We start from the raw sequence: 19,049 nt of genomic DNA, 5'->3' as shown, positions 1-19,049 counted from the left end.
CAAAGTAAAGAGGTTGGGAAGAAACTATATTTTCAGATAAATTTTAGAAAATAGTAATATGAAAAATCGCTAGAAATCAACGTTTTCAGTAACGTGGTTTTTAGCGATTTTTAAGTTTTGAGACTTTTTTCCCAGCCTCTTTTGCGTGTTCAATTTTTTCTCTCCCTAAAATAAAGTTCTTACCGAAAAATCACTCATTTATAATCAGCTTTTATAGGATAACTCATCTTGAATGCAAAGTTATAAAAATAATAAAAACTTTTAAAAACATAAATCAACATTAAAATAATCAGTCAGTGGATGATTTGCCAAACCAGCATGTTCCACGTGAAACCTAATCGAATTAATTTGCTCTGAAAGGCGACAGATAAGTATCTTTCGGCGTATAATTGAGTTTGCTGTAATCGTGAAAAATTCGCGGAAATAAAAGATGAAAAGGAGAACATCGTGACCAATCAAGTAATTGAATTTCGGCATGTCAGTAAGCAGTATGATGATAACCTTGTGCTGCGCGACATCAACTTTACGATTGAGGCCGGTAAGTTCTACACGCTGCTAGGCCCTTCAGGATCAGGAAAGACTACGATCCTGCGAATTATTGCTGGTTTTGACGATGCTACCAGTGGCGACGTTATTTTTGACGGCCAGCGAATCAATGATATTCCTGCTAATCAACGACAAGTAAACACGGTCTTTCAAGACTATGCGCTTTTTCCACATATGAACGTTGCTGAAAACGTAGCGTTTGGCTTGAAAATCAAGCGGATCCCCAAAGAAGAGATTGCCAAGCGGGTACAAGATGCTTTGCATATGGTGCAGCTGGACGGCTATGGCGAACGTGAAATCACGGAAATGTCTGGTGGTCAGCGGCAACGGGTTGCAATTGCCCGTGCGATCGTCAATCGTCCGAAAGTGTTGCTTTTGGATGAGGCGCTCTCTGCCCTTGACCATAAGCTGCGGGTGGAGATGCAGGCTGAACTGCGGGCTTTGCAGCGTCGTTTGGGAATCACTTTTATCTTTGTCACGCATGACCAAGGTGAAGCACTGGCAATGAGTGACCAGATCTTCATTATCAATGATGGTATGATTCAGCAGAGCGGCACGCCGGTTGATATCTACGACGAACCGTTGAATCATTTTGTGGCTGATTTTATTGGCGAGAGCAATATTGTCCCAGGTATCATGAAGAAAGACTTTTTGGTCAATATCAATGGTCATGATTTCGAATGCGTTGATGCCGGTATGAAGCCGAATGAAAAGGTAGAAGCCGTCTTGCGTCCTGAAGATCTGGACATTACGACCGTTGATCAAGGAAAATTGGTTGCAACGGTCGATACGCAGCTGTTCCGGGGAGTTGACTATCAGATCATGGTTCATGACGAGGAAGGACACGAATGGAAGATCAATTCGATTCATAAAACGAAAGTGGGTGAAAAAGTCGGCATCACGTTTGATCCCGAAGACATCCACATCATGCGCTATCATGAAACCGAAGCGGCCTTTGATGCACGGTTGGACAGCTATGAAGGTGATGATGAGGAGGATGAACGTTGAAACAGCAAAAAATCTGGTTTGTCGTTCCCTATGCATTGTGGATTGTACTGTTTGTCGTGGCGCCGTTGGTCTTGATTCTTTATCAATCCTTTTTTAACATCAACGGCCAGTTCACGTTTGGCAACTATCAGAGCTACCTGACTTCCAATGTTTATTTAAGGATGACGTTCAATTCGGTCTGGTACGCGTTTTTGATCACGCTGATCACGCTTTTGATCAGCTATCCGGCAGCGTATGTGATCAACCGGTTGCCGAATCGTCAGTTTTGGCTGCTGCTGGTCATTTTGCCAACTTGGATCAACCTGCTTTTGAAGACCTATGCCTTTATCGGACTGTTTAGTCAAAACGGTTCGATCAATCAGTTTTTGCGGTTTGTCGGTCTGGGCAGCCACCAGATTCTGTTTACTGATGCCAGCTTTATTTTTGTCGCGGCCTACATTGAGATCCCGTTTATGATTCTGCCAATCTTTAACTCACTGGCCGAGATCGATTCTTCGTTGATCAATGCCAGTCGTGACCTGGGCGCCAGCTCTTGGCAGACGTTTATGCACGTTGAGCTGCCATTGACGATGCCTGGGGTTAAGGCCGGGGTACAGGCAGTCTTTATTCCATCGCTTTCCTTGTTCATGATTACGCGTCTGATTGGCGGCAATCGTGTAATTACTCTAGGGACGGCAATTGAAGAGCATTTCTTGACAACGCAGAACTGGGGCATGGGTTCAACGATTGGTGTGGTATTGATCATTGCCATGTTCATCGTAATGTTTGCAACTGGTGATCGGCAAAAGAAAAAGGGAGGTCGTGCTAAATGAAACATAAAATCAACTGGGGCGCGATCTATTTAGTAATCGTTTTTATTGTTTTATATTTGCCGATTCTTTATCTGGTTGGCTTTTCATTCAGTTCCGGCAAAACGATGGAAAAGTATCAAGGCTTTTCATGGACGCACTATCAGACGCTGTTTGAAGATACGCGAATGATTACCATTGTGATCAATACGCTGATCGTTGCCTTGCTGTCAGCGCTTTTGGCGACGATTATCGGAACGATGGGGGCGCTGGCGATTAAGCGAACCAAGAATGCCATGCGGAACACCCTGCTTTCGTTTAATAATGTTTTAATGGTTTCACCAGACGTTATTATTGGGGCCAGTTTCTTGATTCTGTTTACGGTGATTGGCATGAAGCTTGGTTTTTGGTCCGTTTTGCTCAGCCATATTGCTTTTTCGATTCCGATTGTGGTTTTGATGGTATTACCTAAAATCGATGAGTTGTCGCCAACGCTGCTGGATGCAGCCGCGGATCTAGGGGCCAGTCCATGGCAGTCATTGACGCGAGTAATGCTGCCGGCGATTGCTCCAGGGATCATGTCGGGATACTTTATGGCCTTTACCTACTCACTGGACGACTTTGCGGTAACTTTTTTTGTAACTGGCAATGGTTTTTCGACGCTGTCAGTTGAAATCTATTCCAGGGCGCGACAAGGCATTGACTTGGAGATCAACGCGCTTTCGACTTTGATGTTCTTGGTATCATTGGCGCTGGTAATCGGCTACTACTTTATCAGCAAGCATGGCAGCAGCCGCAAAAATCAGATCGTAACGGTTAAAGAAGGTGATGTCCAATGAAAAAACTGCTCAGCTTTGCCATTGGCATCCTGCTGCTGTGCGGCGCGCTGTTTGGGTGCAATAAGCTGCTAAACCAAAAAGCAAACGATGGCGGCAATAAAACCTTGACGATCTATAACTGGGGCGACTACATTGATCCCCAGCTGATTACCAAGTTCGAGCATGAGACCGGCTATCATGTCGATTATGAGACCTTTGACAGCAATGAGGCGATGCTGACCAAGATTCGCCAGGGTGGTACGCACTATGATATTGCCGTTCCAAGTGAATACACCATTCAGCGGATGAAAAAAGAACATCTGTTAGAGCCGATCGATCATCGTAAGTTGCCGAACCTTAAATATATCGATCCGCAGTTTTTAAACCTGTCGTTCGACCGGCATAATCGCTATTCAATTCCATATTTCTGGGGGACGTTGGGGATTGTTTATAATGATCAAAAAGTAAGTCGCAAAGATGTCTCGCATTGGCGCCAGCTCTGGTCACCAAAGCTCAAGAACAACATCATGATGATCGACAGTGCCCGTGATGCTATGGCAGTTGCACTGATTACTCAGCATCATTCCGTTAACACGACTAATAATAGGGAATTAAGAGAAGCCGCTGACAAGCTTGATCAGCTGACGCCTAACATCAAGGCTGTGATTGCTGATGAAATGAAGATGTACATGGAACAAAACGAAGCGGCGGTTGGCATTACCTATTCCGGTGAAGCCAGTGAGATGATTGATGCCAATTCACATCTGCATTACATTGTACCGAGCGAAGGCAGCAATATCTGGTTTGACAACATGGTGATTCCTAAAACAGCTAAAAACAAAAAAGCAGCCTATGCTTTCTTGAATTTTATGCTGGATCCCAAGAATGCCGCGCAAAATGCTGAATATATCGGCTACGCAACGCCAAACAAGGCCGCCAAAAAGTATTTGCCAAAGAGCGTTACCAGCAATCAGGCTTTCTATCCGCCAAAACAGACGATGAAGCATCTGCAGGTTTATCATGACTTGCCACTAAAAGATATTGGTATCTATAATGATCTGTTTTTGGAATTTAAGATGTTTAAAAAGTAACTAAAAAGCTGATCGAAAGTTTTCGATCAGCTTTTTGATTGATGATTATTCTTCAGTAGCCAACTTGCTGTGACGATAGCCATAGCCAAAGTATAGTACCAGACCGATCAAGAACCAGATACCGGCTCCAATCCAAGTATCAAGGGAAAGAAACGACATCATAAACAGGCAGGCACAGCCAGAAATGATTGGCAAGACAGGGAACCAGGGAACGCGGAAACCGCCTTGATTACCGATGTCCTTACGCTTGCGCAGTGGGATGATTCCAAATGAAACCAGCGTAAATGCCAACAGCGTACCAATATTAACCAGATCAGTCAAGCGATCCAGAGAAACCAGCCCACCCATGACGGCGATAATTGCGGCCACAATCCAAAGTGAGATCTTTGGCGTGCTAGTCTTGGCATCCAGTTTATGCAAAAATGATGGTAAAAGACCGTCACGACTGATGGAGTAGATTAAACGGGATGAAGAGTAAATCATGGTAAACATCATGGTGGCCATCCCAATCAAAGCACCAATTGAAAGCAGGGCAGCCAGCCAGTCTTGGTGAACGGCTTGCAGTGCAAAGGCAACTGGATTGGCAACGTCAAGTTTGGTGTATTTAACCATCCCCGTCAAGACGATTGAAACGCCCATATAGAGTACGGCCGCGACTAACAGTGTGCCGATGATTCCAATTGGCATGTTCTTTTGTGGATTTTTAACTTCGGCAGCCGAGCTTGAGATACAGTCAAAGCCCAAGAAGGCAAAGAAGACTGTCGTGGCTCCTTTGAAGACCCCATGCATGCCATATGGAAGGAATGGCTGGTAGTTGGCTTTCTTGATGAAGAAGGCGCCAACCACGATGAAGGCAACGATAATTGCAATCTTGATCGCAATGGCAATGTTATTGACGCGTACTGATGAAGTCATCCCAAATGAAAGCATCCAAGTAATCAGCAAAACGATAATAATTGCGACTATATTGACGTAGGTGCCATGCACAGGATCAAATGGACCGGACAGCGCCTTAGGAATGTTGATTCCACAGCTGGCCAGCAGTGAATTAAAGTAGGCTGCCCAACCGGTAGAGACTGAAGCGACCGCCAGCATATATTCCAAAACCAGTGCCCAGCCCATGATCCAGCCGATGAATTCACCGTAGACCACGTTACCATAAGAATAGGCGCTGCCGGCAACCGGCATGGCAGAAGAAAACTCAGCGTAACACATTCCCGCTAAAGCACAGACGACCGCTGCCGCCAAAAACGACAGTGAGACGCCAGGCCCCGCGTCGTTGGCTGCCACGGTCCCAGGTAAAATAAAGATCCCCGTCCCAATAACCGCACCAATCCCCATGGCCATCAAATCGCCAGCCGACAGCGACTTGACGAATTTGTTATCGGCTTTGAGGTAGCGTGAGAGGCTTTCTTTTCGAAAAAGATTTAAACTCATCCGACCTTAACCACCTTTGTTATAATATCCAATAGCTTAATAAATTTAAGTGATAGCTTATCATAGGCAAAGATAATGAGCAATAATTGCGAAATAATCATTGGATTTACCGAACAGAATAAGCCATAATGACATTAATAATCATAATGTTATAATCATTAAAAGTCAATTAGAAGAACATTAAGGAGGAGCTATAAATGGCGATTGAAAAGACCGCAGGAGCCGTTGTTTATCGGAAAAACGCCCAAGAAATCGAATATTTATTGTTGCAAAGTACAAACGAAGGCAATTTCTGGGGCTTTCCTAAAGGACACGTTGAAGGTGATGAAACGCTTTTAGAAACGGCACAGCGTGAAATCAAGGAAGAAACCAGTCTGGTTCTGCCAATTGATACCAGCTTTTCTGTCTATACTGAATATGACCTGCCTAATGGCAATCGTAAGCAAATGACGCTTTATACAGCCGCGCTGCCCAAAAATGAGGATCTGCATCTGCAGGCTGAAGAAATCAAGAATGCCGGCTGGTTCAACTATCAAGATGCTCGCCAGCGTTTAACCTATGACAACCTTAAAGAATTGTTGGATCAGGTTAATGCTCATTTAACGCAGGCATGATGGATCAACAGCATAAGGTTTTTGTAATTACTGGCGCGGCGGGAACCGGTAAAACGACGGTGGCCGACTATTTAAGGAAAAAATACGATATGGCCAAGGTAATTACGCATACGACACGCTTGCCGCGGGCCAATGAAAAAGATGGCATCGACTATTATTTTGAGACGCGCTCCTCAATGAAAAAGCGGCATTTATTGGAAGTAGTTGAATATGATCATCATCTGTATGGCTCTTCAATTGAGGGCCTGGAAAACGGCTGGCGGCATCATCAATTTGACGTGATTGTTTTAGACACCAAAGGAGCGCTGACATACCGAGCCAAGTTGGGCGATCAAGCCGTCGTAATCTTTTTGACGGTCAGTCATCCGCAACAACTTTTTGAGCGCCTGCATACCAGAGGCGATCATCCAGCTGCGATTGAGTCGCGAATCAACAGTTGCGAATATCAGCGTGATCTGTCGCTGCCACAAGAGTTGAAAGGCCAGGCAATTGAGCTTGTCAATGATGATTGGTCAGTGACGCAGCAAAAACTGGATCAGTTGCTTAGCCGATACATTTGAAAATAAATGTGCTAAAATCATAATTTCAAAAAGGACGGATGAAAAAATGACGGATCCTAAAGCACAAGCCATGGCAATCCTGCAGAAAAATCATCTGCGTGTCACTAAGCAGCGAAAAACGCTGATTGATTTGCTGGTTGCCTATCCGGATCGCTATGTCAGTGTTACGGAGATTGACAGGCATATGCGCCAGGCGTTTCCTGGTGCCAGCCATAACACGGTCTATCGCAATCTGGAAGAGTTTCAAGAAATCGGCCTGGTTGAATTAAGTTCGCAGTCTGGCGGCATGGTGGTTAAGTATCGCTGTGACGAATCGCATCATCATCACTTTATCTGTCAGCGCTGCGGTCGGGTGCAAGAGATTCAGCTGCCAACGATTGATTGGGACTTTTTGACTCAGCAGCTGCCCGGCGCCGAGATTACGGGACATAGTTTTGAGCTGTATGGATTATGTGCTCAGTGTCGTCAGCTGTCTTCGCATTAAATTCATCAATTCTTATTTTTTTCGCAAACTCTCACTGGCAATTTTTGCGCTAAGATAGAGAGCAGACGACAAAAGGAGAGAGAAGTAATGAAAACACCACCGTTTGTGACGCCATTTGCGCTGGTTTCATTGGTTTTGGCGTTAGGTGCTACCAACGTGGTGGTCAACAAAACCACCAATACCAGTGAAGGGGCTAAGATTGTCAGCACCTCATCAACTAGTCAGAGTACTAGCCAAAAAGATGACCAAGACAGCAGTCATAGCAGTGATCGCAAAAAACCAAGCAGTGAAAGCGATTCTGATGTACAAAGCATTCATCAGACCAGCAGCGTTGATGAGGAGTCAACGACCAAGACCTCATCAGCTAAAACAACCGACAATAATACGGATAATGGTACGACTGCTGGCGCTGGTACTACCAGCTCGTCAACCAATACCACCAGTCAGACTACCGGTACGACAACTGATAATTCGACTGGTACCAATTCGACGACTGGCACGACGACAACCACGACTGACGCCAATCAATAAGGGGGATCGCGACAGTGCTTAGTTTTTTAGACATGATCAACCATTGGCTGGGATATTTTAATATCAATGCCAAGCTGAAGAATCGAATCTACATTATCATTGCCTTTTTGGGTGATCTGTACCTAATCTACGTTACCACGCGCCTGTTGATCAACCATGCATGGGTGCGGGGCCTGCTATACTGCCTGGCCGTGATTGTGATTACCTATTGTCTGTACATCAACGCGGTTTACTACTACTTGGACCGCAACTCAAGGTTTGACTTTTTGTCGCCTTGGCTTTCAAAGATTACCGGGGTCGTTCCCACTGCTGACGATGCCAAGCCAAAGCGTAATGCTCACGCCATCAACAATGCGCCAAATGGCTACTTCACCAATCAAGATATTATTCCAGCCCAGGTAGAGGTTGATGATCATGAGCAGCGCAATTTGCAGCGTGTCGTGCAAGAACTGCTGGATGACGGATTTTTTACCGCGGATTATGATGGCTTAAGCGACAGTCAGATCGTAGCTGAAACTGCAGCGGGCGAACCGGTCTATGCGCTTGACTCGCAACAGACGCCGCCTTATTTTGAACTCTACCATGATAAGCATCTGCGGCGAATTGAGATTTACATGGGCTTGAACCAAATGGAAAAGCTGGCAGTTGGTCATATTGCCAAAGTTGGTTTGACGGATATTCACACTGCCCACGAGCAATACGAGCTCTATTTAGCCAACCTGTTTGTGACGGGAGGACCGCATAAGATTGCCGGGCGCAATGGCTCAACGATCTTAATGGATGGTCAGTATGGCTTGGTTGCCAACGTTGCCTATCGCGATCGAGAAAAACGCTAAAATCAAAAACTGTTGATTAGTCATGCTAACCAACAGCTTTTTTGATGCATTGATGATTTTGATAAGGTAGGCAGTGGGCTATTCGTTGATCCAGTCCAAGATCTTAAACATGGTCGCGGCATTTTCTTTAGGCACCGGATGAGCCATGATCTCAGCTGGTGTCTGATTTAGAATCGAACCTGCCGCGTAGTCGCCGTCATTGACCACGATCTCGCGTACGTTATCGGCTAGCGGCTCAAAGTGAAACTGCAGACCAACGACACGATGGCCATAGACAAAGCCCTGCTCACGTAAGCCATCTGAAGAAAAGAGTAGCTGACCGCCTTTGGGAATAGTAAACATCTGCTGATGCCAATGCAGAACAGTTAAGGTTTCAGGCAGGTCAGGAATTACGTCGCTTTTTTTATATACTGGCGCCCAACCGACTTCTTTTACGGGTGAATCCTTCACCGTGGCGCCCAAAGTCATGGCCAGCTGCTGTCCGCCAAAGCAGGCCCCAAACATTGGCTTGTCTTGGGCTAACAGTTCTTTGATCAATTGCCGCTCCTTTATAATCCAAGGCAGATTATCATTAGGACTCATGGGCCCGCCTAAGATGACCAGCATATCGGTTTCATCAGCCGTGGGCAGCTTGTTGAACTGGGCCGGATGATAAACGTAGATCTCGTGGCCGCGCTGGTGCGCCCATTCACTGATCACGCCGGGGCCTTCGTTGGGGGTGTGCTGCAAGATATTGATTCTCATTAATCGATCACTCCTTATCTAGACCCTATTCTATAGCAAAACCGACAGTCTGTCTTGCTGGCTGTCGGTTTTTAACTAAAATTCGATTGCGTAAACGATGCGGTGATGAGCTGGCTTGCCAGGACGCAGGGTAATGTCGCCAAATTCGGGATGGTGAGGCGTGTCAGAAAGCGTTTGAGCTTCCATTGCCAGCGCACACCATGAGGCACTTGGGCGGTTGAATTGGAGCGACTTGTCCATTCCATTGGCTGTGTACATCACCAGACCGTTGCGATCGGAGTACAGCTTCATCTTGCGGCCGCTGGCAGGGTCAGACAGTGTGGCAACTGGTTCGTGGTTGACAGTTGTGCTTGGTTCAACCTGCCAGATGTCATCAAAGCCGCCTTCCTTAGTACTCTTCATTTCGTTAAGCGCGTCGCCCAAACGGCGAGGAGTCTGGAAATCAAATGGCGTGCCGGCATTTACGAGCTTTTTGCCAGTTGGGATTTTTTCATCGTCAACGTCTAAGTGGAACTTGGAGTTAACTTGTAATACTTGATCTTCAATGGTTGCCACGTCAGAATCGCCAAGGTTGAAGTAGGTGTGAACGGTTGGATTGAATAGCGTGTTGGCATCCGTTTCGCCGTCCAGATCGATGACGACGCGGTTGTCATTGCTCAGTGAATAGGTAACCGTAAACTTCTCATTACCTGGGAAAGAGTCGATTTCAGGCGTCATGGTCTTGGTTAAGACGACTTTAACGGTATTTGGCGTCGTAACGGTTTTGGCTTCAAAGAACTGGTTTCCCAAACCGTTAGGACCACCATGAAGCGTATTGTCGTTTTCATTGGTATCAACGTGATATTCCTGACCATCGATCGTAAAATTGCCCTTGGCCAGACGTCCGGCAACTCGGCCAATCACGCGGTTGTTGCACATACCATTGTCGGTAAAGTGCTCAATGTCGGCTGCGCTCAGAACCAGATTAACGCGCTTGCCATCCTTGCCTGGGACAGAGATTTCCTGTAGCAGACCGGCATAGTTTAAAACACTGACCTGCATGTCTTGATCATTGACCAGCGTGTATTTTTTGACTTCTTGTCCTTCAAAAGTGCCAAAATTGCTTTCTTTAATTTCCATAATTAAATCCACCTCTTAAAAGCAAACGTTTTCATAAAAAGATTGTACCATATTCCGCTAGTTTGTGATTAAAAATACCAAAAATAAGACAAACTAAGCAAACATATTAATTGATCTGTCTTTTAAAAAGACTATAATACTAAGAAAGATATTTTGTATCATAAAGAAACGTTTTATAATCTAAGTATAATCTTAAAATAGAAAGGCCGATTTTAATGAAAATGAATCGAACAGTTCGAGATTTCCAAAACGCTCTGGAAAACTTGTTAAAGACCCATCAGTTTGGACATTTAACAATCGATCAAATCTGTAATGAGGCATTGTTGCACCGCAGCAGCTTTTATCGTTATTTTCATGATAAATATGATCTGCTGGAACAGACAATCAGTACGCGTTTGAATATTTTGATTGAGCAGTCGGATCGCAACGAGGATGAATTCATTGAGATCTTGATCAATTATGTCAGCGACAATCGGGAACTCTTCCGCAATCTGGCTGACAGCAGCTCGCAAAGCTCTTTGTATGGCGAGATTATGAAGATTGTCAGCGAGATTCTGCTGCAGCAGCGTCACGTTGCTGAAAATCAAGACACGATCGTTACGGCTTTGAGAAACTCAAAGAACCCAGAAATGCTGGCCTATATTTTAAGTGGTTCGATTCTGGGGGCCTTTTATTGGTGGCGGCAAAATAACTATGAGGTTCCGCAGCAAGACGTTATTGATTTTGTTAAGCAGTCAATGCACAATCTTTCGAATCAATTGGAACGCGATGGTTTAAACTAAACGCTTCAATCAAAAAATCTGACATCGATACAGTCGATGTCAGATTTTTTTAATTTTTAATAACGTAGCGTTCGAAACGGGCAAAATCCTGCGGTGACATCTCAACTTTGAGTCGTGTGCCATTGTTAAGATATTCAGTCTCTAAAATGTTGCAGTTTTCATTGATGTAGGAAACCGCTCGTCCATCGGCAAATGGAATCAGCAGCTCAGTCTGCACGTAGTCTTTGAAAAGATGACGACGCAAGGCCTGGACCAAGAGCTGAATGGATTCATCATCCTTGGCTGAGATAATAATCCGGTTGTCGCCTTCCATGACTGGATATTCAAACTCGGTCTGATCAGCTTTATTAAAGACATACAGCATTGGGATGTTTTCAATACCAATCTGTTTGAGCGTCTTTTCGGTCGTGCGCATCATGGCCTCATAATTAGGGTCGGAATAATCAATTACCTGAATTAAAAGATCAGCACTGGCAGCTTCTGCCAAGGTTGATTTAAAGGCTTCGATCAGATGGGTAGGCAGTTTGCTGACAAAACCAACCGTATCACTGAGCAAAAAGCGTTTTTGATCCGGCAGCGTTAATTGACGTACGCTGGTATCCAGAGTGGCAAAAAGCATGTTCTTTTCAAAAACCTGCTTTTCTTCAGAAACACCGAAACGACTGACCAGCTGATTCATAATAGTCGATTTGCCGGCATTGGTATAGCCGACCAAGGCAGCCGTTGGCGTATCGCTTTTTTCCCGCTTAGCCCGTTTGACGTCCTCAGATTTGGCGATTTCTTTGAGTTCAGCCCGCAAATGACTGATTTTATGGTTAATAGTCCGCCGATTCATTTCCAGCTTGGTTTCACCGGCACCACGGTTGGTAAAACCGGATCCGCCACCAGTCTGCTGGTCAAGTCGCTGGTTGGCAGCCGTCTGCAGCCGCGGCAATTGGTACTGAAGCTGGGCAATCTCGACTTGGATCTTGGCTTCACGGCTTTGCGCGCGCTTGGCAAAGATTTCCAAAATTAAGGCAGTGCGATCCAAAATACGCACACCGGTTTGATCAGCCAGGTTCTGCAGTTGACTTGGCGTCAGTTCATCGTTGGCAATCACCGTGGCAACTTCTTCAGCCTCGGCCAGATGACGTAATTCTTCGACCTTGCCAGAACCAAAGTAGGTTGCTGGATTAGGCCGATCCAAGGCTTGGTCCAAACGATCAATGACTTCCATTTGGTTGGCTTCGGCCAGGGCTGCCAATTCTTCCATGGAATATTCATAGTCTTCCTGGTCCGTGTTAAGGCCAATGATAATTACTGGTTCAGCACTTTGTATATTAGTGTCCATTAACAGAAAGTTCCCCCTTTTAGCAAGGTTTTATTCAGGCAAGCTTAGTTGGTTGTAAAAGACGATCTCGGTTTGATCTGGGGTCAAGGAAAGTTTGGTGATGCTGCCGTTTACAGGGGCATCGTTGGCGAGGCTCTTGTCTTTAGCATAGCGGCTGACGATTGAACGGATGGCAGCACCATGGGAAACAACGACTGCAGTGCTGCCATCAGGAAGGTTGCGCAGCCGGTCTAAGCCCTTGTCCATGCGCTGCCAGAATTCAGCATCATTTTCGGCCAGATGGAATGGGTCAGCTGCTTTGGTGATATCACGCGCCTTTTCAACGGAATACTTGCTGACCAGCTCGTCATAGGAACGGCAAAGCCCAATGTTCATGGAAGCCGTAGCCGTATCCTCGCCTTCGAAAAAGCCGAAAAAAACTTCGCGGAAGGATGAATCTGGTTCTGGATGAACGATCTTGGTAGGGTGACTGGCCGCCAGCAGTTCCGCGGTTTTAACCGTCCGCCGCATATCGCTGCAGAAAAGATAGTCAAAGTCAATCTTGGCTAAGGCCTTGCCCACACGCTTGCCGTCCTCAATACCTTTTTGGGTCAGTGGTGCGTCCGACCAGCCTTGATATTTGTGGAACAGGTTCAAGTAGGTCTGACCGTGCCGAACGAAATAAACATTTACTGCCAAGGGAAAAACCTCCATTATTCTGTACGTTGTTTAGTATTCAGTTTACCATTATTCCATGGTAAATTGTACGAAATTGCGTTAGAGGTTGCGTTCAATAATATGCCGACGGATCCGCTTGATGAGATTGAAAAAGATGGCGGGTAAAGATCCGCAGATGACCAGCCCCAGCAGCAGTGTTGAAAAATGGGCCTGCACGAATGGAATGCTGCCAAGATAATAACCGGCTAGCGCGCCCGAGACGACCCAGATGGCTACCCCCAAAACGTTTCCTAGCATAAACCGATCGAAACGGTATTTAGCAATTCCGGAAATCAATGGGACAAAGGTGCGGATTAATGGGACGAAACGCCCAAAGATGATTGCACGCAAACCGTACTTGCTAAAAAAGAGCTGGGCCTTTTCCATAGTGGGACCAGCCAACCGCCGCTTTAACCATGGCCATTTGATCAAACGAGTACCGATCAGATAGTTAAGCGTGTCGCCCAGTACGGCCGCAATGAAAAAGCCGGGTACTAAAATGCTCATTTTGACCTCGGCACCGTGCAAAGCAGCAAATGAAGCCGTGACAAAAATCAGCGACTGTCCTGGCAGCCAAGGAAAAACGACCAACCCAGTCTCCATAAAAATCAGGCCAAATAATATGACATAGGTCCAGCTGCCCAGCGAATTGAATAAAGGGAGGACAACTTGAGGAATATGCGTCAAAGCATATAAGAGCTGCGTCATTGCTTCCACCTTCAAATCAGCTTTTTGAGATCATTTTAGTATTTTCTGCTTCCTTAGACCAGACCAGTGGCTTTAAGTTAAGCAAACCTTATGCTGGCGAGCCTTAATAACGGAATCATGGTGCAAAAAATGTTATAATTCTAAGATTAGATTTTCAAGACAGGAAGGATGTTCAAGTTTGACAGAATCAATCCAACAATACGAACAGCATCATTTGGAGCATGTCGTTAAAGAAGTTCGCAAGGCTGAGGAAAAAGCCAGCGGCACGATTGAAAACGCCAAACGGGATGTGAAGGGCCTGAGCAAGCAGTTCAATGATATCCACATGAATACCACGACTTATTCGGGAATGATGGATACGGCCATGTCGGTTCGCGCCCAGCAGCAGATGCTTGATGAACGAGAAAACAGCTGGCAGCATGCCGCCGATCGTTTGAGTACGCTGAAACGCTTGGAAGCCAAACCTTACTTTGCCCGCATTGATTTTTTGGAAAAAGGCGCGCAAAAACCTGAAACTATTTATATTGGTCTGGCCTCGTTCTCTGATCGTCCGGACCACTTTCTGGTATATGATTGGCGGGCGCCGATTTCCTCAATCTACTACGATGGCAAGCTGGGACCGGTCACTTATGAAACCCCCGTTGGCAAGCAGGAAGTCGATGTCAGACTCAAGCGCCAGTTCCAGATTGAGGATGGCACGATCGTCACGCTTTATGACACGGATGAGGCAGTTACTGATCAGATGTTGCTGAGTGCTTTAGGAACCCATTCCAGCACCAAAATGAAGAGCATCGTAACGACGATTCAAAAAAAGCAAAACGAAATCATTCGGGATGCTAAAGATGAGTTGCTGTTTGTTCAAGGGGCCGCGGGTTCAGGTAAAACAGCCGCCGTACTGCAGCGCGTGGCGTGGCTGCTGTATCGCTATCGCGGTAATCTGACGGCCAGTCAGGTGGTTTTGTTCAGTCCCAACCAACTGTTCAACGACTATATTGACCAAGTACTGCCGGAACTGGGCGAGCACAATATGGTTCAAATGACCTACTTCCAATACGTTAATCGGCGGGTGCCAAGACTGCACGTTCAGACGCTGCAGCAGCGTTTTGAAAGCAGTCAGGCGGCCGTTGATCAAAACATCAATCGCCTATTGACGAGCCTAAGCAGCTTTAAAGCAGTTGGGGCCTATGCCAAGGCGCTTGGTCAGCGGGGACTGCGCTTTCGGAATCTGATGTTTCATGGCAAGCCGTTTTTTACCAAGGAACAAATCAAGACAATCTATTATTCATTCAATCGCAACTATAACCTGGGCAATCGTCTGGATGCGACCAAAGATGCGCTGGATCATCAGCTGAAAAGCCGAGTTGGTGGGGCCATGCGCTCAAAATGGGCAGAAGCAGCTGTTCAAAGCCTTAGCAAAGAGCAGATGGACGCAATGATGAATAATCGGCCGCGCGAGTTTGAATCAGACAAGCAGGAATACAACTTCTACGCTAAGCAGATTGTTTTAAAGGAGTTTGCACCGATTCACCGGGCAATTCGCCATAACATGTGGATCAATATCAATGCCCAGTATCTGCTGTTTTTAAAGGCCCTGCCAAAGATGGTTGATCTGCAGAAGTTTGATTTGACCGAGCAGCAGTGGGCGGCATTTATCGAAAAGACCACACAGAATCTAAAACAGCGACAAATCAGTGCTGCTGGGATCTCAATCTATCTTTACCTGTATGATCTGCTAACGGGCAAGCGCGGTGAACGTGATATTCGTTATGTCTTTGTCGATGAGGTTCAAGACTATGACGCTTTCCAGCTGGCTTATCTCAAGTTCAGCTTCCCCAATGCCCGCTTTACGCTGCTAGGAGACCTTAACCAGGCAATTTTTACGGGCGCCAACAGTCGGCAATTGCTGCGGCAGCTGGGCACGATGTTTGATCCAGAAAAGACAAAGGTAGTTCAATTAACCAAGTCATATCGCTCGACCAAGCAGATTACCGACTTTACCAAGCATCTTCTCAAAGATGGCGAAAAAATCGAGGCCTTTGAACGCCAGGGAGAACGGCCGACAATCTTCCAGCTGAAAGATCTAAACAGTGCCGTTTCTCAGGTCACAGCAGTACTAAGCGACTATCAAAAACAACATGACGCGGTTGCCATTATCGGCAAGACCTTGGCTGACAGTGAGCAGATTCATCAGCTGTTGATTAAGCAAGGCATCAAGGCAACCTTGATTCGTACCGAAAATCAGCGATTGGTTGATGGCGTGTTGGTCGTACCTTCATATCTGGCAAAAGGGCTTGAGTTTGACGCAGTGATCGTCTGGGATGCCAACGACCAGAAGTATCATGGCGACGGTGAGCGTCAGTTGCTCTACACGATCTGTTCGCGCGCGATGCATGCTTTGACAATCGTCAGCGTTGGCCGAGCCAGTCAGTTATTTGAAGCTGTGCCGAGCCGCGAATATGGGCTGATTGACCATTTGTCATAAAATCTTCAAAATTGATGATGCTACACGTGCTTGAAGCGCCAGTAAGCCGAGTTGATGACTGTAGATTAAGCCATGTCGCAAAAAAATTACAAACATTTGTTAAAAAACGTTGAATAATCGTAACGACTAGGGATCTTTTATTGTATGATACCTAATGTTGATATTTTTTGATGGAGGAAAGATTATGAAAACAGCGTTGCAGAAGGTAAGACGTGGCTTGAACGCCAAGCTGGGCTTCTTTCTTCTCACGGTGCTCTTGTTTGCGATTAAGAGTTACTGGGCTTATAAAACCAAGTTCAACTTGGGGATTTCCGACGGTATGCAGCAGTTTTTGCTGGCGTTTAACACCTTGCCTGGGGCTCTGGTCTTTTTAGGCATCGCGCTTTATTTCCGCGGTCGGCTTTCATACTGGCTGATGATCCTGATTAATTTTCTGCTTTCGACCTGGCTGTTTGCCAATATTCTCTATTACCGAGAATTTTCCGATTTTATTACCTTTAACATCATCAAAGGTTCTGGAGCGGCATCAAACAACCTGGGCAAGAGTCTTATGGGCATCATCAAGCCAACCGACTTTTTGGTTTATGCTGATGTGATCATCTTGATCGTTCTGCTGGCTGCGCATTTTATTCGAATTGACATGCGCTACTTTAAGGTTCGCTATGCAATGACGATCACGATGATTGGCTTCGTGCTGTTTGGTGCTAATCTGGCCATGGCGGAAAAGGATCGTCCTCAGCTTTTGACGCGGACTTTTGACAACAACTACATCGTCAAATACTTGGGACTGCAAGCTTATACGATCTATGATGGTATCAAGACCACCCACAACAGTGCGGTTAAGGCGAAGGCCAACAGCAACGACATTAAGCCAGTCTTGAAGTTCTTAAAGAAAAACTATGCTTCGCCAAATATTGAATATTATGGTCAGGCAAAAGGCAAGAACATCATTATCATTCACTTGGAAAGCTTCCAGCAGTTTATGATTGACTACAAGTGGAAAGGCGAAGAGGTTACGCCTAACTTAAACAAGCTTTATCATGCCAGTGATACGATTTCGTTTGACAACTTCTTTAACCAGGTTGGTCAAGGGAAGACGGCCGATGCGGAATTAATGCTGGAAAACTCGTTGTATGGTCTGCCAGAAGGTTCGGCCATGGTTACTGATGGGACTACCAACACGTTCCAGTCAGCTCCAGCTCTGTTGGAACAAAAGCTGGGCTACAGTACGGCTTCATTCCATGGTGACGTGCCTAGTTTCTGGAACCGTGACAATGCCTACAAGAGCTTTGGCTACCAGTACTTCTTTAGCAAGGACTATCTGCCAAAGGTTAAGGATGAAGACATGGGTTATGGGGTCAAAGACAAGCTGTTCTTAAAAGAATCCGCGTACTATCTGGAACAGCTGCCACAGCCATTCTATGCTAAGCTGATTACGGTCTCAAACCACTATCCTTACATCATTGACAAAAAGAACACTTCAATCAAGTCATGGAATACCGGTGACAGTACGGTTGATCATTATGTCCAAACAGCTCGCTACCTGGATGAATCGGTCGGCGAACTGCTCAACTACCTGGATTCAACTGGTCTGCGCAAGAATACGATGCTGGTTTTATATGGTGACCATTATGGTATCTCCAACAACCATAAGGCGGCCATTGCTCAGATTCTTGGGAAGAAGTCAGTTGATAATTATGACCTGGCAATGTTCCAGAAAGTACCGTTCATGATCAACATGGAAGGCTTAAAGGGTGGCGTCAACCATACTTATGGTGGCGAGATTGACGTCTTGCCAACCATCGAGGATCTTTTGGGCATCAGTTCCAATAAATACGTTCAGTTTGGCCAGGATCTGCTTTCTAAGAACCGCAACCAGATCGTGCCGTTTAGAAATGGCGACTGGGTAACCAATAAGTACACTAAGTACAATGGGGACTACTACTACACCAGCAGCGGCAAAGAGATCAAGTCGCCAACCAAGGCCCAGAAAGCTGAGTTTGCCAAGATTCAAAAGTATGTCACGACGGATCTCGGTCTGTCGGATAAAGTCGTCAATGGCGACCTGCTGCGTTTCTACAAACTGAAAGGCTTTAAGACGGTCAATAAGAAGAACTACTCATACACGCTGAAGAATGGCTTGAAACAGCTTAAACAGGCGCAAAAGAAGAGCAAAACCAGCCTGAAGAGTCAAAATAATGACCAATCAACGCTGGATCAATACACGACCGATGCACCTGAATTAAAGGGCGTTACGCTGAAGTTCCCGACTAAATAACCAAAAAAGCTCAGTCGTTTAAATGGCTGGGCTTTTTGAGTAGGAATCTTTTAGCAGCAACTGATTGATGTCGTACTATAAGATTAGTCAACATCACGGCACGCGAGAAAAGATTACGATTAATTTTGTATTTGCGAACGTTTTCACCTAAGATTGTCGGTTGTGATAAAATTAAAGGAAATTTGATAAAAAAGGAT

The 19,049-nt window shown here is 45.7% G+C and carries 18 protein-coding genes; 12 read left to right on the top strand and 6 right to left on the bottom strand.

The genetic code is table 11. The annotated features are described in order from the left end of the window. Positions 1-447 precede the first annotated feature (447 nt). The 4 genes from ACLUWI_RS00850 to ACLUWI_RS00835 are packed head-to-tail and all read left to right on the top strand — an operon-like array spanning position 448 to position 4,251. A complete protein-coding gene (locus ACLUWI_RS00850) occupies positions 448-1,554 on the top strand; it encodes an ABC transporter ATP-binding protein (protein WP_006500558.1) in 1,107 nt (368 codons plus the stop codon). Further along, on the top strand, positions 1,551-2,366 hold the full coding sequence (locus tag ACLUWI_RS00845; protein ID WP_006500557.1) for an ABC transporter permease: 816 nt from the start codon (positions 1,551-1,553) through the stop codon (positions 2,364-2,366). The genes ACLUWI_RS00850 and ACLUWI_RS00845 overlap by 4 nt, the downstream gene beginning before the upstream one ends. After that, entirely contained in the window at positions 2,363-3,181 is an 819-nt protein-coding gene (locus ACLUWI_RS00840; protein ID WP_412145756.1) for an ABC transporter permease, read from the top strand. The genes ACLUWI_RS00845 and ACLUWI_RS00840 overlap by 4 nt, the downstream gene beginning before the upstream one ends. Further along, positions 3,178-4,251: an ABC transporter substrate-binding protein gene (locus tag ACLUWI_RS00835; RefSeq protein ID WP_412145755.1), complete on the top strand. Its 1,074-nt coding sequence runs from the start codon at positions 3,178-3,180 to the stop codon at positions 4,249-4,251. Before ACLUWI_RS00840 ends, ACLUWI_RS00835 begins: the two co-directional genes overlap by 4 nt. Before the next feature lie 45 nt (positions 4,252-4,296). On the opposite strand, the gene ACLUWI_RS00830 is transcribed toward ACLUWI_RS00835, so the two are convergent. Then, on the bottom strand, positions 4,297-5,688 hold the full coding sequence (locus ACLUWI_RS00830; protein ID WP_412145754.1) for an amino acid permease: 1,392 nt from the start codon (positions 5,686-5,688) through the stop codon (positions 4,297-4,299). Positions 5,689-5,885: 197 nt separating this feature from the next. Between ACLUWI_RS00830 and ACLUWI_RS00825 the strand changes: the two genes are divergently transcribed. From ACLUWI_RS00825 to ACLUWI_RS00805, 5 genes are all read left to right on the top strand, one after another. Beyond that, positions 5,886-6,302 carry a bis(5'-nucleosyl)-tetraphosphatase gene (locus tag ACLUWI_RS00825; protein WP_412145753.1) on the top strand — a complete coding sequence of 139 codons (417 nt, stop codon included), beginning with the start codon at positions 5,886-5,888 and terminating at the stop codon, positions 6,300-6,302. Continuing rightward, the gene (locus ACLUWI_RS00820; RefSeq protein ID WP_412145752.1) at positions 6,302-6,862 is read left to right on the top strand and encodes a guanylate kinase; all 561 of its coding nucleotides are present in this window, start codon (positions 6,302-6,304) and stop codon (positions 6,860-6,862) included. Before ACLUWI_RS00825 ends, ACLUWI_RS00820 begins: the two co-directional genes overlap by 1 nt. Before the next feature lie 46 nt (positions 6,863-6,908). After that, entirely contained in the window at positions 6,909-7,346 is a 438-nt protein-coding gene (locus ACLUWI_RS00815) for a Fur family transcriptional regulator (RefSeq protein ID WP_412145751.1), read from the top strand. Positions 7,347-7,433: 87 nt separating this feature from the next. Then, entirely contained in the window at positions 7,434-7,877 is a 444-nt protein-coding gene (locus ACLUWI_RS00810; protein WP_272215379.1) for a hypothetical protein, read from the top strand. A gap of 14 nt (positions 7,878-7,891) precedes the next feature. Beyond that, positions 7,892-8,713, top strand: a complete 822-nt coding sequence (locus ACLUWI_RS00805) for a DUF6681 family protein (RefSeq protein ID WP_412145750.1) — start codon at positions 7,892-7,894, stop codon at positions 8,711-8,713. A 78-nt stretch (positions 8,714-8,791) separates the two neighbouring features. Here the strand turns inward: ACLUWI_RS00805 and ACLUWI_RS00800 are convergent, their stop codons facing one another. After that, the gene (locus ACLUWI_RS00800) at positions 8,792-9,457 is read right to left on the bottom strand and encodes a type 1 glutamine amidotransferase (RefSeq protein WP_412145749.1); all 666 of its coding nucleotides are present in this window, start codon (positions 9,455-9,457) and stop codon (positions 8,792-8,794) included. 75 nt (positions 9,458-9,532) lie between these two features. Continuing rightward, on the bottom strand, positions 9,533-10,576 hold the full coding sequence (locus ACLUWI_RS00795) for an aldose epimerase family protein (RefSeq protein WP_412145748.1): 1,044 nt from the start codon (positions 10,574-10,576) through the stop codon (positions 9,533-9,535). Between the two features lie 215 nt (positions 10,577-10,791). On the opposite strand from ACLUWI_RS00795, the gene ACLUWI_RS00790 reads away from it, so the two are divergent. Beyond that, positions 10,792-11,358 carry a TetR/AcrR family transcriptional regulator gene (locus ACLUWI_RS00790; RefSeq protein ID WP_412145747.1) on the top strand — a complete coding sequence of 189 codons (567 nt, stop codon included), beginning with the start codon at positions 10,792-10,794 and terminating at the stop codon, positions 11,356-11,358. Between the two features lie 49 nt (positions 11,359-11,407). Here the strand turns inward: ACLUWI_RS00790 and hflX are convergent, their stop codons facing one another. The 3 genes from hflX to ACLUWI_RS00775 form a co-directional block, all read right to left on the bottom strand. Next, positions 11,408-12,688 (bottom strand): GTPase HflX, encoded by a 1,281-nt coding sequence (gene hflX / locus ACLUWI_RS00785; protein WP_412145746.1) that lies wholly within the window; start codon positions 12,686-12,688, stop codon positions 11,408-11,410. Between the two features lie 30 nt (positions 12,689-12,718). Next, complete coding sequence (locus tag ACLUWI_RS00780) at positions 12,719-13,366, bottom strand: histidine phosphatase family protein (RefSeq protein WP_412145745.1); 648 nt, start codon at positions 13,364-13,366, stop codon at positions 12,719-12,721. 78 nt (positions 13,367-13,444) lie between these two features. Next, entirely contained in the window at positions 13,445-14,092 is a 648-nt protein-coding gene (locus tag ACLUWI_RS00775; RefSeq protein WP_412145744.1) for a VTT domain-containing protein, read from the bottom strand. 178 nt (positions 14,093-14,270) lie between these two features. Here ACLUWI_RS00775 and helD point away from each other — a divergent pair, with 178 nt between their 5' ends. Then, positions 14,271-16,574 carry an RNA polymerase recycling motor HelD gene (gene helD, locus ACLUWI_RS00770; protein WP_412145743.1) on the top strand — a complete coding sequence of 768 codons (2,304 nt, stop codon included), beginning with the start codon at positions 14,271-14,273 and terminating at the stop codon, positions 16,572-16,574. 184 nt (positions 16,575-16,758) lie between these two features. Continuing rightward, complete coding sequence (locus tag ACLUWI_RS00765) at positions 16,759-18,852, top strand: LTA synthase family protein (protein WP_412145742.1); 2,094 nt, start codon at positions 16,759-16,761, stop codon at positions 18,850-18,852. The last annotated feature ends 197 nt before the right edge of the window (positions 18,853-19,049 follow it).

It is taken from the genome of Limosilactobacillus mucosae (genome assembly GCF_046939755.1).
Taxonomy (GTDB): Bacteria; Bacillota; Bacilli; order Lactobacillales; family Lactobacillaceae; genus Limosilactobacillus; species Limosilactobacillus mucosae_A.
Note: the sequence above shows the minus strand (reverse complement) of the source record. Positions and strands in the feature narration are given on the sequence as shown.

What these genes read in the sequence shown, in the direction of transcription:
- ACLUWI_RS00840 (WP_412145756.1), top strand. Translation starts at nt 2,363, where the DNA reads ATGAAACATAAAATCAACTGGGGCGCGATCTATTTAGTAATCGTTTTT.
- ACLUWI_RS00835 (WP_412145755.1), top strand. Translation starts at nt 3,178, where the DNA reads ATGAAAAAACTGCTCAGCTTTGCCATTGGCATCCTGCTGCTGTGCGGC.
- ACLUWI_RS00830 (WP_412145754.1), bottom strand. Translation starts at nt 5,688, where the DNA reads ATGAGTTTAAATCTTTTTCGAAAAGAAAGCCTCTCACGCTACCTCAAA.
- ACLUWI_RS00825 (WP_412145753.1), top strand. Translation starts at nt 5,886, where the DNA reads ATGGCGATTGAAAAGACCGCAGGAGCCGTTGTTTATCGGAAAAACGCC.
- ACLUWI_RS00820 (WP_412145752.1), top strand. Translation starts at nt 6,302, where the DNA reads ATGGATCAACAGCATAAGGTTTTTGTAATTACTGGCGCGGCGGGAACC.
- ACLUWI_RS00815 (WP_412145751.1), top strand. Translation starts at nt 6,909, where the DNA reads ATGACGGATCCTAAAGCACAAGCCATGGCAATCCTGCAGAAAAATCAT.
- ACLUWI_RS00810 (WP_272215379.1), top strand. Translation starts at nt 7,434, where the DNA reads ATGAAAACACCACCGTTTGTGACGCCATTTGCGCTGGTTTCATTGGTT.
- ACLUWI_RS00800 (WP_412145749.1), bottom strand. Translation starts at nt 9,457, where the DNA reads ATGAGAATCAATATCTTGCAGCACACCCCCAACGAAGGCCCCGGCGTG.
- ACLUWI_RS00795 (WP_412145748.1), bottom strand. Translation starts at nt 10,576, where the DNA reads ATGGAAATTAAAGAAAGCAATTTTGGCACTTTTGAAGGACAAGAAGTC.
- ACLUWI_RS00790 (WP_412145747.1), top strand. Translation starts at nt 10,792, where the DNA reads ATGAAAATGAATCGAACAGTTCGAGATTTCCAAAACGCTCTGGAAAAC.
- hflX (WP_412145746.1), bottom strand. Translation starts at nt 12,688, where the DNA reads ATGGACACTAATATACAAAGTGCTGAACCAGTAATTATCATTGGCCTT.
- ACLUWI_RS00775 (WP_412145744.1), bottom strand. Translation starts at nt 14,092, where the DNA reads ATGACGCAGCTCTTATATGCTTTGACGCATATTCCTCAAGTTGTCCTC.
- ACLUWI_RS00765 (WP_412145742.1), top strand. Translation starts at nt 16,759, where the DNA reads ATGAAAACAGCGTTGCAGAAGGTAAGACGTGGCTTGAACGCCAAGCTG.